The organism is Agromyces sp. NPDC060279, from assembly GCF_042726785.1.
In the GTDB taxonomy this organism is placed as follows: domain Bacteria; phylum Actinomycetota; class Actinomycetes; order Actinomycetales; family Microbacteriaceae; genus Agromyces.
In genome coordinates this window covers 744,006-759,135 of record NZ_JBHXBK010000001.1, presented here as the reverse complement: position 1 = coordinate 759,135, position 15,130 = coordinate 744,006, and the positions used below count along the sequence as shown (strand labels likewise).

At 72.6% G+C, this 15,130-nt stretch carries 12 protein-coding genes; 10 read left to right on the top strand and 2 right to left on the bottom strand.

Annotated features, from left to right (window positions below):
• Positions 1 to 35: 35 nt before the first annotated feature.
• Together ACFWE1_RS03545 and ACFWE1_RS03540 are read right to left on the bottom strand one after the other, a co-directional pair.
• Positions 36 to 959: a response regulator transcription factor gene (locus tag ACFWE1_RS03545; protein WP_376932154.1), complete on the bottom strand. Its 924-nt coding sequence runs from the start codon at positions 957 to 959 to the stop codon at positions 36 to 38.
• 87 nt (positions 960 to 1,046) lie between these two features.
• The gene (locus ACFWE1_RS03540) at positions 1,047 to 2,012 is read right to left on the bottom strand and encodes a glycoside hydrolase family 6 protein (protein WP_376932153.1); all 966 of its coding nucleotides are present in this window, start codon (positions 2,010 to 2,012) and stop codon (positions 1,047 to 1,049) included.
• A gap of 260 nt (positions 2,013 to 2,272) precedes the next feature.
• On the opposite strand from ACFWE1_RS03540, the gene ACFWE1_RS03535 reads away from it, so the two are divergent.
• The 10 genes from ACFWE1_RS03535 (at position 2,273) to ACFWE1_RS03490 (ending at position 15,036) form a co-directional block, all read left to right on the top strand.
• Positions 2,273 to 3,949: an ABC transporter substrate-binding protein gene (locus ACFWE1_RS03535; protein ID WP_376932152.1), complete on the top strand. Its 1,677-nt coding sequence runs from the start codon at positions 2,273 to 2,275 to the stop codon at positions 3,947 to 3,949.
• A 48-nt stretch (positions 3,950 to 3,997) separates the two neighbouring features.
• Entirely contained in the window at positions 3,998 to 5,002 is a 1,005-nt protein-coding gene (locus ACFWE1_RS03530) for an ABC transporter permease (RefSeq protein WP_376932151.1), read from the top strand.
• Positions 4,995 to 6,113: an ABC transporter permease gene (locus ACFWE1_RS03525; protein WP_376932150.1), complete on the top strand. Its 1,119-nt coding sequence runs from the start codon at positions 4,995 to 4,997 to the stop codon at positions 6,111 to 6,113. The genes ACFWE1_RS03530 and ACFWE1_RS03525 overlap by 8 nt, the downstream gene beginning before the upstream one ends.
• Positions 6,110 to 7,018: an ABC transporter ATP-binding protein gene (locus ACFWE1_RS03520; protein WP_376932149.1), complete on the top strand. Its 909-nt coding sequence runs from the start codon at positions 6,110 to 6,112 to the stop codon at positions 7,016 to 7,018. The genes ACFWE1_RS03525 and ACFWE1_RS03520 overlap by 4 nt, the downstream gene beginning before the upstream one ends.
• The gene (locus ACFWE1_RS03515; protein WP_376932148.1) at positions 7,015 to 7,872 is read left to right on the top strand and encodes an ABC transporter ATP-binding protein; all 858 of its coding nucleotides are present in this window, start codon (positions 7,015 to 7,017) and stop codon (positions 7,870 to 7,872) included. The genes ACFWE1_RS03520 and ACFWE1_RS03515 overlap by 4 nt, the downstream gene beginning before the upstream one ends.
• Before the next feature lie 62 nt (positions 7,873 to 7,934).
• Positions 7,935 to 9,089, top strand: a complete 1,155-nt coding sequence (locus tag ACFWE1_RS03510) for an ROK family protein (RefSeq protein WP_376932147.1) — start codon at positions 7,935 to 7,937, stop codon at positions 9,087 to 9,089.
• 112 nt (positions 9,090 to 9,201) lie between these two features.
• Entirely contained in the window at positions 9,202 to 10,458 is a 1,257-nt protein-coding gene (locus tag ACFWE1_RS03505; protein WP_376932146.1) for a 6-phospho-beta-glucosidase, read from the top strand.
• Positions 10,455 to 11,480, top strand: coding sequence for an N-acetylglucosamine kinase (locus tag ACFWE1_RS03500; protein ID WP_376932145.1), 1,026 nt, complete (start codon positions 10,455 to 10,457; stop codon positions 11,478 to 11,480). Before ACFWE1_RS03505 ends, ACFWE1_RS03500 begins: the two co-directional genes overlap by 4 nt.
• A gap of 70 nt (positions 11,481 to 11,550) precedes the next feature.
• Positions 11,551 to 13,035 carry a malate:quinone oxidoreductase gene (locus ACFWE1_RS03495; RefSeq protein ID WP_376932144.1) on the top strand — a complete coding sequence of 495 codons (1,485 nt, stop codon included), beginning with the start codon at positions 11,551 to 11,553 and terminating at the stop codon, positions 13,033 to 13,035.
• A gap of 315 nt (positions 13,036 to 13,350) precedes the next feature.
• On the top strand, positions 13,351 to 15,036 hold the full coding sequence (locus ACFWE1_RS03490; protein ID WP_376932143.1) for an ABC-F family ATP-binding cassette domain-containing protein: 1,686 nt from the start codon (positions 13,351 to 13,353) through the stop codon (positions 15,034 to 15,036).
• Positions 15,037 to 15,130 lie beyond the last annotated feature (94 nt).

The window sequence follows — 15,130 nt, the reverse complement described above, 5'->3', positions numbered from 1 at the left end:
GGAGCGCGCCGACGGGCGGGCCGGCGGGCGCGCGGTCAGTCCTCGGCGGTCATCCGATAGCCGACGCCGCGCACCGTCTCGATCCAGTTCGGCTGCGTGGCGCTCTCGCCGAGCTTGCGCCGCAGGTTCGCGAGGTGCACCTCGATCGCCCGCTTGTCGGCGTCGCTCACGTAGTACGAGGTGACGTAGCTCTCCCCTCGGAGCGAGAGCGCCAGATCGGCCTTGCTGCGCACCCGCCGTCCGGAGTCCATCAGCAACCGCAGCAGCTCGAACTCGCTGCGGGTGAGCTCGAGCTGCTCGCCGTCGAGCGAGGCGAGGTGCATCTCGGGCTGCAGCCGGAGGCCGCGGTGCTCGTACCAGCCGTCGTGTCCGTCGGCGGCTGCCGCGACGGGGGCGGGAGCGGTCGCCTCCTCGGGTGCGGTGGGCTCGGGCAGGGCGGGCTCTGCGGCGAGCGGCTCCGGCGCGGTCGGAGCGGATGCCTCGGCCGCAGCCGTGGTCGCCCGGATGCCGGCTGCGGCCGAGGCATCCGCCGTCGCGACGGCTGCGGGGGTCGCGTCGGCGCTCTCCCGTTCCCGCTCGCGCCGGCGCAGCATCGCGTCGATGCGGGCGCGCAGCTCCCGCGGGCGGAAGGGCTTCACGAGGTAGTCGTCGGCGCCGGACTGCAGGCCGATCAGTGTGTCGGCCTCCTCGCCCAGCGCGGTCAGCATGATGAGGTAGGTGCCGCTGAACGCCCGGATGCGCCGGGCGGCCTCGAAGCCGTCGATGCCCGGCATGCTGACGTCGAGCGTCGTCACGATGGGGTCGTGGCGGCGCACGAGCTCGATGCCGTCGAGCCCGTTGCCCGCGCTGTGCGTCTCGAAGCCGCCCTGTTCGAGCACCTCCACGAGCAGCTGCCGGATGTCGAGGTCGTCCTCGATGATCACCGCGGTGCGTTCGCCGTTCGCCTGGTTCGCCGTCATGTTCCCCGATCTTCCTTCGTTCCGGGCGTCCCGTCGCCCGTCGTCTGCTGCCGCCGCCGGGCGTCCCGTCGCCCGCGGCACCACTCGTCAGCCGCCGCCCGTGAGGGCGATCGCCGCCTCCGGCCACCACTGTCCGGCGGTCGGGCCGCCGTTGCAGGTGCCGTCGCTCTCGCCCGGGGGCTTCAGCCACAGCACCGCGTCGACGACCTCGTCGTCGAGCGGGCCCGGGTCCTCGCCGACCGTGCGCCCGGGCACGTTGCACCAGGAGGCATCCGCCGGCGGTCCCGAGCCGTTGCGCGAGACGTCGATGACGGCGTGGCCGCCGCCGAGGGCCGCGGCGACGCGGTGCGCGTAGTCGCGCTCCTCGCTCGTCGTGCGCGTGTTCGAGACGTTCGTGGCGAAGCCGCGCACGCGGTCGACGCCGGCGGCCCGCAGCAGCTCGGCCATGCGCTCGGCCGGCAGCCAGGCGGAGTGGCCGCCGTCGAGGTAGACGGCGGTGGTCGCCGGAAGGCGGGCGGCCGCCTCGCGGACGAGGGCCGGCCGGGTGGCCGCGTCGGGGCAGGCCTCGGCGAGCGCGAGCGCGTCCGGTTCGAGGACGACGACGGCGGACTGCTCGCCGATGGCGGCCGCGATCTCGTCGATCCAGGCGAGGTAGGGCGTGCGGGCGAGGCCGCCGGCGCTGTGGCCGCCGCAGTCGCGGTCGGGGATGCCGTAGACGACGAGCACCGGCAGCGCTGCGGCGCCGGCGGCGTCGTCGAGGAGCGCGTCGACGGCGGGGCCGACCTCGCCGGCGGGCAGGCGCTCGGGGACGAGCCAGGTGGCGGTGGGGCGCGCGGCGAGCCGGGCGGCGGCCTCGCGTTCGGCGGCGGTGGCGCCGGTGCGGGCGGCGATCGCGGCCGAGGAGTCGGGGGAGCGGTAGAGCGTGCGACCGGCGAAGGGGGAGCCGGCGGCGGCCGGGGCGCAGGCGGTGAGCAGGGCGAGGAGCGCGATCGCGCCGCTCGCGAGCACGGCGCGGCGGGCGCGCGACCGCTCGCCGACTCCCGATGCCGTCATCGCCGCGTCCTTCCCCCGGTTCGGTCAGTCTAGGGCCCCGACTCTTCAGGAACATCCGGCGGATATGGGGTCCGACCCCGGACGAGGGGCGCGGAACGACGGGGATGCCGGCGCGACGGTCCTGAGTCGGAATTAACTGAATTGGTTCTTTCCGGATAGAAGGTTTTCTGTTAGCTTCGTTTCCGGTAACGCTCGCCACCGAGATCCTGCGCGACGTCGCTGTTCTTCCACGCAATGAAGCCAGAGAGGAAACACGAACGATGATTCGAACCAAGCGCCGACTGGTGCTCGCGCTCGCCGCGGGCGCCTCGGCCCTCGCCCTCGGGCTGTCCGGCTGCTCGCCCTCGGGCGGCTCCTCGGGCGGCTCCTCGGGCGGCGACGACGCGATCCTGCGGGTCTGGGCCGGCAGCGCTACCCCGATCAACAACAACTTCAACCCCTTCGCCGTCGACACCGCCGTGCACGCGACCTTCGGCGCCATCTACGAGCCGCTGTTCTTCTTCAACCAGCTCTCCGCCGACCCGCCCACCGGCATGATCGGCGACAGCTACGAGTACAGCGAAGACGGCAAGACCCTCACCGTGAAGATCAAGCCCGATCTCAAGTGGAACGACGGCGAGCCCCTCACCGCCGAGGACGTCGCCTTCACCTTCGGCTACGGCTCGAACGTCAGCGAGCAGTTCGTCTCGGCCGAGGCCACCGATGACACCACCGTCGTGCTCACGTACACCGAACCGCAGTTCACGAGCGCCTCGCTCACCCTCGGCTCGACCTGGATCATCCCCAAGCACGTGTGGGAGAAGATCGACGACTTCATGGCGGAGACGAACCCCGAGCCGGTCGGCTCCGGCCCCTACAAGCTCAAGAGCTTCACCGAGGCCGCCTACACCGTCGAGGCCAACGAGCTGTTCCGCGACGGCGCCCCCGCCGTGAAGCAGGTGCAGTACCTCGGCCTCGACTCGAACCAGTCCGCGCAGGACCTGCTCACCACCGGCAAGATCGACTGGGTCGGCCAGTTCATCGCGAACCCCGACGCCGTCACCGGCTCGGGCAAGATCGCCACGCTCAACCTGCAGCAGGACCCGACGACGATCACGACCTGCGCGAACGCCGCGCTCGGCTGCACCGGCCCGCAGACCGACCCCGCGGTGCGCCAGGCGATCGACGTCGCGATCAACCGCTCCACCATCCGTGAGAAGGCCTTCGCCGGGCTCGCCGGCGAGTCCTCGCCCTCCTTCATGCTGCTGCCGCGCGACGAGCAGTGGCTGAGCGACCCCGCTCTCACCACGAGCCCGCAGGACCCCGACGTCGCGAAGGCGCAGCAGATCCTCGAGGCGGCGGGCTACACGAAGCAGTCCGACGGCTTCTACGGCAAGGACGGCGCCTCCTTCGAGATCGACCTCTTCTCGCCCGACGGCTGGACCGACTACAACGACGCCGCGAAGCTCATCTCCGAGCAGGCGGCGGAAGCCGGCATCCGGATCAACGCCCGCACCGTCTCGGACGCCGAGTACTGGACCCCGATCCAGTCGGGTGACTTCCAGATGACGCTCTACGGCCTCACGCAGAGCCTCGTCGCCGACCCCTACTCGAACTACCACGAGTACTTCGCCGGCACCTCGACCGCGAAGGTCGGCGAGACCCCGCTCGTCGGGCAGAACTACTCGCGCTACTCGAACCCGAAGGTCGATGCCGCGGTGCTCGCCGCGGGCGGCACGGAGGACGTGCCGACGAAGCAGGCCGCCTACGCGACGATCCAGACGGAGATCGCCCGCGACCTGCCGTACATCCCGGTCGTGCTGAACGCCTCGCAGTCCTTCTTCAACACGAAGAAGTTCAGCGGATGGCCGTCCGAGGACGACCTCTACGCGGCGCCGCTGCCCTACCTCTCGGTGGCGAACGCGGTCGTGCTCACGCACCTGAAGCCGACCGAGTAGGCGCGTGGTCCCGATGAGACGACACCCCTTCCCCCGGGCGGTGCAGGAATGAGCTTCTACCTCCGACGGGTCGCCTTCTACCTGGTGACCTTCTGGGCGGCGATCTCGCTCAACTTCCTGCTGCCCCGGCTCCTGCCCGGCGATCCCGCCGCGATCATGCTCGGCAAGCTCCGCCGCGCGAACGGCGGACGGCCGCTCTCCGAGGAGACGGTGCAGGCGATCACCTCGATCCTCGGCGCGGAGAAGGGGATGAGTCTCTGGGACCAGTACCTGGCGTACTGGGGCCGGCTGCTTCAGGGAGACCTCGGCGTCTCCTCCACGAGGTATCCGGCCCCGGTCGCCGACCTCATCGCCGCGGCGCTGCCGTGGACGATCATCCTGGTCGGCACCGCGACCGTCATCTCCTTCGTGCTCGGCATCGTCGTCGGCGCCTGGGTCGGCTGGCGGCGCGGCACCTGGCTCGACCACCTCGTGCCGATCACGACGGTGTTCCAGTCGATCCCGTACTTCTGGCTCGCCCTCGTGCTCGTCGCCGTCTTCTCCGTGCAGCTCGGGATATTCCCGATCATCGGCGGGTACGACGTCTTCGACTTCCCCGCCGGGCCGGAGTGGAGCTGGGCGTTCCTCGGCAGCGCGATCTGGCACGCGATCCTGCCGGCGACGACGATCGTGCTCTCCTCGATCGGCGGCTGGCTGCTCGGCATGCGCAACATGATGGTGTCGACGATGTCGGAGGACTTCATCGTGACCGCCGAGGCCAAGGGCCTCACGCCGCGCCGGATCCGCACGAAGTACGCCTCGCGGAACGCGGCGATCCCGAGTCTCGCGGGCTTCGGCATCGCGCTCGGCTTCGTCGTCGCCGGTTCGATCGTGATGGAGCAGGTGTTCAGCTACCCCGGCATCGGCAAGCTCATGATCCAGGCCGTGCAGGGCCTCGACTACGCGCTCATGCAGGGCGTGTTCCTCGTGATCACCCTCACGGTGCTCGCGGCGAACTTCGTCATGGACCTCATCTACGGCTTCATCGACCCGAGAGTGCGGCACAATGGCTGACCGGCAGACCCTCACCGAGTCCGGCTCCGGCGGCGAACTGCCCGGCGCCGGCGCCGAGACCGCCCCCGACCTGCCCTTCGGCGCCCCGATCGGCGCGGAGGCCTCGCGGGAGAGCGCCAGGGAGGCGACGGCCACCGCGGCCGTCGCCGCCGCGAGCGCCGCCGCCGTGCGGCGGGGCGGGCGCTTCCGCGGGCTCCTGCCGCGGCGCTCGGGCAAGCTCGTGACGGGCCTCGTCATCGTCGGGGCGATCACCCTGTTCGGTCTGCTCGGCCCGCTCATCGCGCAGCCGCCGCGGGACTCGAACAACCCCGCGCTGCTGCCGCCCGGGCCCGAGCACTGGCTCGGCACCACGAAGCTCGGCTACGACGTGTTCTCCCAACTCGCCTACGGCACCCAGGGCTCGCTGTTCATCGGCCTCGTCGCCGGGCTCGTGGCGCTCGTGCTCGGGGTGCTGTTCGGCGTCTTCGCCGGATATTTCGGCGGCATCGCGGACGAGGTGCTGACCCTCATCACGAACATCGTGCTCGTCATCCCGGGGCTGCCCGTCGTCATGGTGATCGCCGCCTACGTGCAGAACGCGGACGGCCTCGGGCCGCTCGCCCGCAGCTCGCTGCTCGTCGCCCTCGTGCTCGGCATCACGAGCTGGGCGGGATCGGCGGTCGTGCTGCGCGCGCAGGCCCGCTCGCTCCGCACCCGCGAGTACGTCGCCGCCGCCCGGGTCGCCGGCGAGCGGCCGGCGCGGATCATCTTCGTCGAGATCCTGCCGAACCTCGTGCCGCTGCTCGCCGCGCAGTTCATCTTCGGCGTCATCCTCGCGGTGCTCGGCGAAGCCGGCCTCTCCTACCTGGGCCTCGGCCCGACCGGTTCGATCACGCTCGGCACCATGCTGAACGACGCACAGACCGGGCAGGCCGTCGGCACGGGCGCCTGGTGGTGGTTCGTGCCGCCAGGGGCGATCATCGCGGCGCTCGGCGCCGGGCTCTCGCTCATCAACTTCGCGATCGACGAGGTCGTGAACCCCAAGCTCAGGCTCGCACCGGAGAACGCCAAGCGGCAGCGCAAGGCGACCAAGGCGGGCAAGGGCGTCGCGGACACAGGAGCATTCGCATGACGGCACTCGGCCAGGCGGTCCTCACCGCCACGAACGTCTCGATCGACTACGAGGTCGACCCGCCCGTGCAGGCGGTGCGCGGCGCCTCGCTCACCCTGCACCGCGGCGAGATCCTGGGACTCGCGGGGGAGTCGGGCTGCGGCAAGACGACCCTCGCCTACGGGCTCAATCGGCTGCTGAAGGCGCCGGCGGTGATGACGGGCGGCGACGTCGTGTTCCACGACGCGAGCGGCCGCGACGTCGACGTCGTGCAGCTGGACGGGGAGGCGCTGCGCTCGTATCGCTGGGACAAGGTGTCGATGGTGTTCCAGGGCTCGATGAACTCCCTGAACCCGGTGATGAACGTGCGCACGCAGCTCCACGACGTCTTCACGACGCACCGCAAGGGGATGCCGAAGGCGGATCGCGAGGCGCGCAGCGCCGAGCTGCTCTCCCTCGTCGGCGTCGACCCGGCGCGGCTGTCGAGCTTCCCGCACGAGCTGTCCGGCGGGATGCGCCAGCGCGTCATGATCGCCATGGCGCTCGCGCTCGACCCGCAGGTGATGATCATGGACGAACCGACCACCGCGCTCGACGTCGTCGTGCAGCGCGGCATCGTGCGGGAGATCATGCGGCTGCGCGAACGGCTCGGCTTCGCGGTGATCTTCATCACGCACGACCTGCCGCTGCTCATCGAGATCAGCGACCGCATCGCGATCATGCTGGAGGGCGAGATCGTCGAGCAGGGGGATGCCGCGAGCATCTTCCGCGATCCGAGGCATCCCTACACCAGGCGTCTGCTGCAGAGCTTCCCGAGCCTGCGCGGCGAAGGCGGCGCGTTCATCCGCACCGGGCTGACGGGGGCGACCGCCGCCGTCACGGAGCCCGACGCGGCGCTCGCCGCAGGCGAGGGAGGCGCCGCATGACCGCCCAGGCGACGCGGCCCGCCGTGGAGGCCGGCTCGCTCCGCGCCGAGGGGCTGCAGAAGGACTTCCGGCTGCGCAGCGGCCTGAAGGTGCGCACGCTGCACGCGGTGCGCGGCGTCTCGCTCGAGCTCGAGCCGGGACGCACCGTGGCCCTCGTCGGCGAGAGCGGCTCCGGCAAGTCGACGATCGCGCGGATGTTCGCGAAGCTCGAGACCCCGACGGGCGGGCGGATCCTGCTCGACGGCGCACCGAGCGCGACCCGGGGGCGCGGGCTCGCCGCATACCGGCGCGACGTGCAGATGGTGTTCCAGGACCCGTTCGGCTCGCTGAACCCGTTCCACTCGATCGTGCACCACCTGGAGCGGCCGATCCGGCTGCACCACCCCGGCCTCTCGGGCGCCGAGGTGCGCGAGCGGGCCGAAGAGCTGCTCGAGCGCGTGCGGCTCTCGCCCGCGGCGAAGTTCGCCGACCGCCGCCCGCACGAGCTGTCCGGCGGGCAGCGTCAGCGGGTCGCGATCGCCCGGGCGCTCGCCCCCGGGGCGCGGTTCATCATCGCCGACGAGCCGGTGTCGATGCTCGACGTCTCGATCCGCCTCGGCGTGCTGAACCTGCTCGCCGAGCTGCAGCGCCAGGAACGGCTCGGCGTGCTGTACATCACGCACGATCTGGCGACCGCGCGGCACTTCTCCGACGAGATCCTCGTGATGTACCGCGGGGAGATCGTTGAGCGCGGGCCGAGCGAGCGGGTCATCCTCGATCCGCAGCACGACTACACGAAGACCCTGCTCGACGCGGCGGCCGATCCCGACCGCCTCGGACAGCTCCGCGACGAGGTACGGCGGGAGGCGGGATGAGCGTTCGAGAGCGAATCCGCTCGACTAGAGTGACCAGCGCGACCCCAGGGGAGGAGGTGGAGATGAGCGCGATCGATCCCGGTACACCGGCCTGGCTGGCGGCGCGCAACGACCGCACCGCCTTCCGGCTCCTGCTCGAGCACGGCCCGCTCACGCGCTCGCGGCTCGGCGCCCTCTCCGGCCTCTCCAAGCCGACCGCGACGCAGATGCTGCAGCGCCTCGAGCGGCTCGGGCTCATCCACCCCGTCGGCGAGGTCTCCGGAGGCCGCGGCCCGAACGCCGTGAGCTACGGCGTCCGCGTCGACCGCATCACCGGCGTCGCGATCTCGGTGCTCGCGCACTCGATCCAGGCGGTCGTCGTGGACGCGCTCGGCGGCGAGCACCCGGTGGCCGAGATCGTCCCGCCGGGGGATCGCTCCCCGGAGGGAGACGTGCAGGCGGCGATCCAGGCGGCCTGCGCGGCCGCCGGGGCCGATCCGGCCGGCGTCAGCCGCGTCGTCATCGGCGTGCAGGCGGCCTTCTTCGGCGAGGAGGACGAGCTCTCCCTCACCGACACCCTCCCCGGCTGGCCCGCGGTCGGCTCGGAGGCGCGGATCACCCGCGAGCTCGGCATCGATGTCACGCTCGGCAACGACGTGAACCTTGCGGCGATGGCCGAGCGGGCGGCGGGCGTGGCCAAGGACGCCTCGAGCTTCGCGCTCTTCTGGATCGGCGACGGCCTCGGCGTCGGCATCGACCTCGGCGGTGCCGTCCACCGCGGCGCCTCGGGCGGCGCGGGCGAGATCGGCTACCTGCCGGTGCCGAAGACGGCGGCGGCCTTCGCCCCGGAGGCGAACGACTTCACCGACCTCCTCGGTGGTCCGGCGATCGTCCGGCTGCTCGGCGGCGCACCGAGCGAACCGCTCGCGTCCGCGCTGGAGCGGCTCGACGGCGACCCGGCCCTGCTCGACGCGCTCGCCGAGCGCATCGCGATGGCCGCCCACCCGGTGCTCGCCCTGCTCGATCCGGCGATGCTCGTGCTCGGCGGGCCGAGCGGCAGCGCGGGCGGCGACGCCCTCGCCGAGCTCGTCGCCGAGCGGATCGACCGGGCGGCGCACCCGAAGCTCGTCGTGCGCTCGAGCGGCACCGGCCCGCAGCCGGTGCTGCTCGGCGCCAGACAGCAGCTCGTGCAGCAGATCCGCGACCGGCTCGAGGCCGACATCCTGCCGCTCGTCTGAGCGCGCCACCCACCTCCTCCCGCGAACGACGCCCGGATCGGGCGGCGTGCCGCGACCCCACTGACCAGCACTCCGGCCGGGGCATCCCCGCCGTGCTCGAGAGAAGGACCCCATGAAGCTCACCATCGTCGGCGGCGGATCGACCTACACCCCAGAACTCATCGACGGCTTCGCGCGCCTCCGCGCGCAGCTGCCGCTCACCGAGATCCACCTCGTCGACCCGGACCCGGACCGCCTGCGGCTCGTCGCCGGGATGGCGGCCAGGATGCTCGCGCGGGCGGGCCACCCCGCCCGCGTCGTCGGCACGAGCGACCTCGTCGCCGGCGTCTCGGACGCCGACGCGGTGCTCGTGCAGCTGCGCGTCGGCGGGCAGGACGCGAGGCAGGCCGACGAGACCTGGCCGCACGAGGCGGGCTGCATCGGGCAGGAGACGACGGGACCGGGCGGCCTCGCGAAGGCGCTGCGCACCGTGCCGGTCGTGCTGCGGATCGCGGAGGCCGTGCGCCGCCACGCGAAGCCCGACGCCTGGATCGTCGACTTCACGAACCCCGTCGGCATCGTGACCCGGGCGCTGCTCGAGCACGGTCATCGCGCGGTCGGGCTCTGCAACGTCGCGATCGGCTTCCAACGCCGATTCGCGCGGCTCCTCGACGTCGGCCACGACGAGGTGCGCCTCGGCCACGTCGGGCTCAACCACCTCACGTGGGAGCGGAGCGTGACCATCGACGGCCGCGACCGCCTGCCCGAGCTCATCGACGCCCGCCTCGGCGAGCTCGCCGAGGAGGTGCACCTCGCGCCCGCGCTCGTCGCGCAGCTCGGCGCGCTGCCCTCGTACTACCTGCGCTACTACTACGCGCACGACGAGGTGCTCGCCGAGCAGCTCGCCGAGCCGACCCGCGCGGAGGCGGTGCGGGCGATCGAGCACGAACTGCTCGAGCTCTACGCCGATCCGCACGTCGACACCAAGCCGGAGGCCCTCGAGGGGCGCGGTGGCGCGTTCTACTCGGAGGCCGCCATCGAGCTGCTCGCCGCGATGCAGGGCGGCGACGCGGTGCCGCGGGTCGTGAACCTGCGCAACGACGGCGTGCTGCCGTTCCTCCCCGACGACCACGTCATCGAGGTGCCGGCCCGCTACGTCGACGGCCGCTTCGTCGCGGAGGAGGTGGCGGCGCTGCCGGACGACTTCGCCGGCCTCGTCGCCGCGGTCGCCGGCTACGAGCGGCTCGCGCTCGACGCGGCCGTGCACGGCGGCCGCGACCGGGTGCTGCGCGCGATGCGGGCCCACCCGCTCGTGCTGCAGCACGAGCGGGCCGAACGGCTCACCGAGCTGCTGCTCGCCGAGAACGCGCGCTTCCTGGAGTGGGCGTGACCGGCGCGCGGCCGGGACGCACCGTGATCCCGCCGGACCCCGCGGCCGCCGACGGCACCGCAGCGCCCGCGGTCGTCGTCGCGGTCGACGGCGGCGGCTCGAAGACCGACGCCATCGCCCTCTCACTCGACGGCCGGGTTGTCGCCCGCCGTCGCGGCGGGGGGTCGAGCCCGCACTTCGACGGCCTCGCCAGCTCGGTCGAGACGATCGACGCGCTCGTCGGCGAGGTGTCCGGGGGTGCGCCGGTCGCGCAGGCGAACCTGTACCTCTCGGGGCTCGACCTCGACCGCGAGCTCGACGAGTTCCGCGCGGAGCTCGCCGGGCGCCGATGGGCGGGCCCCTCGACGGTCGTGGCGAACGACCTCTTCGCGCTGCTGCGGGCCGGCACCGACGAGCCGGACGCGGTCGTCATCGTCTGCGGCACCGGCGTGAACGCGGCCGGGGTGCGCGCCGACGGACGGGTCGTGCGATTCCCCTCCTTGGGCGCGATCTCCGGCGACTGGGGCGGCGGCTCGGGGCTCGGGGCCGAGGCGCTCTGGCACGCCGCCCGCGACGCCGACGGACGGGGGCCCGCGACCTGGCTCACCGGCGCGATCCTCGAGCTGCTGCAGCTCGACTCGGTGCAGGAGCTCATCGAACAGCTGCACTTCGGCCGGCGCCAGGAGAGCTCGCTCGCCGTGCTCGCGCCGCTCGTCTTCGAGGCGGCCCGCCGCGGTGACGCGGTCGGCGCGTCGCTCGTCGCCCGGCAGGCCGAGGAGATCGTCGCGTTCGCCCGGGCGTGCCTCGTGCGCCTCGAACTCCTCGACCGGCCGGTTCCGATCGTGCTCGGCGGCGGCATCCTCGCGGCGCGGGACCCGCTGCTGCTCGAACCGATCGAGCGCGGCGTCGCCGAGATCGCCCCGCTGGCGACGCTCGCGATCGTCGAGCAGCCGCCCATCGTGGGCGCCGCGCTGCTCGCGCTCGCGAGCGCCGGGGCGGGGGAGGAGGCGCTCGCGAGGGCGCGGACGGCGCTGGCAGGATGACCCGGCTGGACACCGCGTATAGCCGACGCCTGGACGATGGTCAAGGAGGCCTGCTGAGCGGTCATAGACTGTGGGCGTGACTTCAGAGGAAACCGTCGACGTCGTGCTCATCGGCGGGGGCATCATGAGCGCGACGCTCGGCTCCCTCATCTCCCGGCTCCAGCCGGACTGGAGCATCCGCGTGTACGAACGCCTCGGCGAGGTCGCGCAAGAGTCCTCCAACGCGTGGAACAACGCGGGCACCGGCCATGCGGCGCTCTGCGAGCTGAACTACATGCCCGAGGCGGCCGACGGCACGGTCACGGCCGAGAAGGCCGTCTCCATCAACGAGCAGTTCCAGATCAGCCGGCAGTACTGGGCCCACCTCGTCGAGCAGGGCGAGCTGCCCGAGCCGCACAACTTCATCAACTCGACCCCGCACATGACCTTCGTGCACGGGGCGGCGAACATCGAGTACCTGCGCAAGCGCGTCGCCGCACTCGCCGACCAGCCGCTGTTCGCCGACCTGGAGTACACCGAGGACCTCGAGCGCATCGCCGAGTGGACCCCGCTGCTCGCGAAGAAGCGCAACCCGAAGCAGAAGGTCGCCGCGACGCGCATCGCCGCCGGCACCGACGTCGACTTCGGCGCCCTGACCCGCTACCTCTTCGACGACCTCGAGCGCCGCGGCGGCGAGGTCAACGTGAACCACCAGGTCACCCGGCTGAAGCGCCGCAAGGACGGCAGCTGGCACCTGAAGCTCCGCCACCTCGTCGGCGGCACCCCGAAGACCGTCAACGCCCGCTTCGTCTTCGTCGGAGCCGGCGGCGGCGCGCTCGCGCTGCTGCAGCACTCCGGCATCCCCGAGATCAAGGGCTTCGGCGGCTTCCCCATCTCCGGCCAGTTCCTGCGCACCACCGATCCCAAGATCGTCGCGCAGCACCAGGCCAAGGTCTACGGCAAGGCCGCGGTCGGCGCCCCGCCGATGTCGGTGCCGCACCTCGACACCCGCGTCGTCGACGGCGAGACGGCGCTGCTGTTCGGCCCCTACGCCGGCTTCACGCCGAAGTTCCTGAAGACCTCGACCTGGTTCGACCTGCCCTTCTCGGTGCGGCTGCACAACCTGTGGCCGATGCTGCAGGTCGCCGCACGCAACTTCGATCTCGTGAAGTACCTCGTCGGCGAGCTACTCGCCAACCGCGAGAAGAAGATGCAGGCGCTGCGCGAGTTCATGCCGACCGCGAAGACGGGCGACTGGGAGCTCATCACGGCCGGTCAGCGCGTGCAGGTCATGAAGAAGGACGGCGCGAAGGGCGGCGTGCTGCAGTTCGGCACCGAGGTCATCACGGGCGCCGACGGCACGATCGCCGGCCTGCTCGGCGCCTCGCCCGGCGCCTCGACCGCCGCGCCGATCATGCTCGACCTGCTCGGGCGCTGCTTCCCCGAGCGCATGGCCGAGTGGGAGCCGAAGATCCGCGAGATGGTGCCGAGCTACGGCACCCGGCTGTCGGACGACCCCGAGGTCGCCGCCGCCAGCCTCGCGGCGACGGCGAAGGCGCTGCACCTCAGCGCCTGAGCGTCGCCGCGCCCGCCACCCCGACTGCGTCTTGCGCCGTGCGGGTCGAGCCTGCTAGCCTCGACCCGCAATGATCTGAGCACATCCCTTCGTCCCGCGCCTGAGGCGCCGTCGACATCGGGTGTGCTCTTTTCGTTGATCGCGACAGCGTCTCGCGCACCCCCACTGTCTCGGCAGATGCCCGGCGGGAGTCATCCCTTCGTCCCGGGGTCGACGCGTCCGCACCGCGCCGATCGCCGCACCGCGCCGACGCGCGTGCGGTGTCGCCGCCGCGTCAGCGGCGACCCCGGGCATCTTCGCGAACGGGGGTCCCCCTTGACCGTCCATCACTCCACCAACTCCTATCTCCGCGCCGAGCACCTCTCGGCCGGCTACGCGGATCGCGACGTGCTGCGCGATCTCGACTTCACCGTCTCTCCCGGGCAGCGGCTCGGCCTCATCGGCGAGAACGGCGTCGGCAAGTCCGCCCTGCTGCGGGTGCTCGCCGGCGAGGCGCCCGCGCGGCTGCAGGCCGACGGCCGACTCACCCGCCCGGCCCGGATCGGGCTCCTCCTGCAGGAGCTGCCCTTCGCCGACGACGAGCGCATCGACGACGTCATCGAGGCGCGCATCGCCGAGGTGCGCGGCATCGAGCGCGAGCTGGATGCCGCGGCCGCGGCGCTCGTCGAGGCCACGCCGGAGGCCGAGGAGCGCTACGCCGCCGCGCTCGATGCGGCCGAACGGGCCGAGGTCTGGTCGGTCGAGGCCCGGCGCGACGAGCTCCTCGACGGGCTCGGCGTGTCCGGCATCGGCCTCGACCGCCGCATCGGCGAGATGTCGGGAGGGCAGCGCAGCCGCTTCGCCCTCGCGGCGCTGCTGCTCGGCGCACCCGACGCGCTGCTGCTCGACGAGCCGACGAACCACCTCGACGACGCCGCGGCCGAGTTCCTGGAGGCGCGCCTGCGTGCCTGGCGGGGCCCGGTCGTCTTCGCCAGCCACGACCGGGAGTTCCTCGACCGGGTCGCGACGGGCCTGCTCGACCTCGACCCGGCGCAGTCCGCCGCCGGCGTGCCGCTCGATGCCTCGGGCGGCACGGTCTTCGGCGGCTCGTTCAGCGAGTACCTCGAGGCCAAGGCCGACGCGCGAGCGCGTTGGCAGCGGCAGTACGAGGCGGAGCAGGGCGAGCTGCGGGCGCTCCGCGAGGCCGTGCGCGAGACCGCGCGGAACGTGTCGCACCGGAGGGGCCCGAGCGACAACGACAAGTTCATCACCAAGTTCAAGCAGGGGCGCACCGATCAGGCGATCGCGCGGCGGGTGCACAATGCGGAGCTCCGGCTCGAGACGCTCGAGCGCGAGCAGCTGCGCAAGCCGCCCGCCGCGCTGGAGTTCACCGGCATCCCGACCGGAGCCCAGGCGCTCGGCGAGGAGGGCGGACCGCTCATCCAGCTCGCCGGGGCGGCGGTCGGCGAGCGGCTGCGGCTCGAGACCTTCCGGGTGGAGGCGCTCGACCGGGTGCTGATCACCGGGGCGAACGGCGCCGGCAAGTCGACGCTGCTCGGCCTGCTCGCCGGTCGCATCGCACCGGACGCCGGCACGGTGCGCCGTCGCCGTGGGCTCCGGGTCGGACTCCTCGAGCAGGACGTCCGTTTCGAGGACCCGGATGCCTCGCCGCGGGCGCTCTACGAGCGGGTGCTGGGGGAGCAGCGCGCGGCGCTCGTGCCGCTGCCGAGCCTCGGTCTCATGCCCAGGCGGGACCTGGACCGTCCGCTCGGCGGCCTGTCCGTCGGGCAGCAGCGGCGGCTCGCGCTCGCCCTCGTGATCGCGAAGCCGCCGCACGTGTTCCTGCTCGACGAGCCGACGAACCACCTCTCGCTCGCGCTCGCGACGGAACTCGAGGCGGCGCTCGGCGGGTATCCGGGGGCCGTGCTCATCGCGAGCCATGACCGCTGGATGCGCCGGCGCTGGGCGGGGGAGGAGCTGCGGCTCGCCGCCGGCCGCCCGCTCGCCCGCACCGCCGCCTGACGGCGCGGCGCCCCACCCGCCTCCACCCCAGGGTTGCCCGACTTTCATGAAAGTCGGGCAACCCTGGGTTGGGTGGGCGGGTTGCGGATGTATC

What these genes read in the sequence shown, in the direction of transcription:
- ACFWE1_RS03545 (WP_376932154.1), bottom strand. Translation starts at nt 959, where the DNA reads ATGACGGCGAACCAGGCGAACGGCGAACGCACCGCGGTGATCATCGAG.
- ACFWE1_RS03540 (WP_376932153.1), bottom strand. Translation starts at nt 2,012, where the DNA reads ATGACGGCATCGGGAGTCGGCGAGCGGTCGCGCGCCCGCCGCGCCGTG.
- ACFWE1_RS03535 (WP_376932152.1), top strand. Translation starts at nt 2,273, where the DNA reads ATGATTCGAACCAAGCGCCGACTGGTGCTCGCGCTCGCCGCGGGCGCC.
- ACFWE1_RS03530 (WP_376932151.1), top strand. Translation starts at nt 3,998, where the DNA reads ATGAGCTTCTACCTCCGACGGGTCGCCTTCTACCTGGTGACCTTCTGG.
- ACFWE1_RS03525 (WP_376932150.1), top strand. Translation starts at nt 4,995, where the DNA reads ATGGCTGACCGGCAGACCCTCACCGAGTCCGGCTCCGGCGGCGAACTG.
- ACFWE1_RS03520 (WP_376932149.1), top strand. Translation starts at nt 6,110, where the DNA reads ATGACGGCACTCGGCCAGGCGGTCCTCACCGCCACGAACGTCTCGATC.
- ACFWE1_RS03515 (WP_376932148.1), top strand. Translation starts at nt 7,015, where the DNA reads ATGACCGCCCAGGCGACGCGGCCCGCCGTGGAGGCCGGCTCGCTCCGC.
- ACFWE1_RS03510 (WP_376932147.1), top strand. Translation starts at nt 7,935, where the DNA reads ATGAGCGCGATCGATCCCGGTACACCGGCCTGGCTGGCGGCGCGCAAC.
- ACFWE1_RS03505 (WP_376932146.1), top strand. Translation starts at nt 9,202, where the DNA reads ATGAAGCTCACCATCGTCGGCGGCGGATCGACCTACACCCCAGAACTC.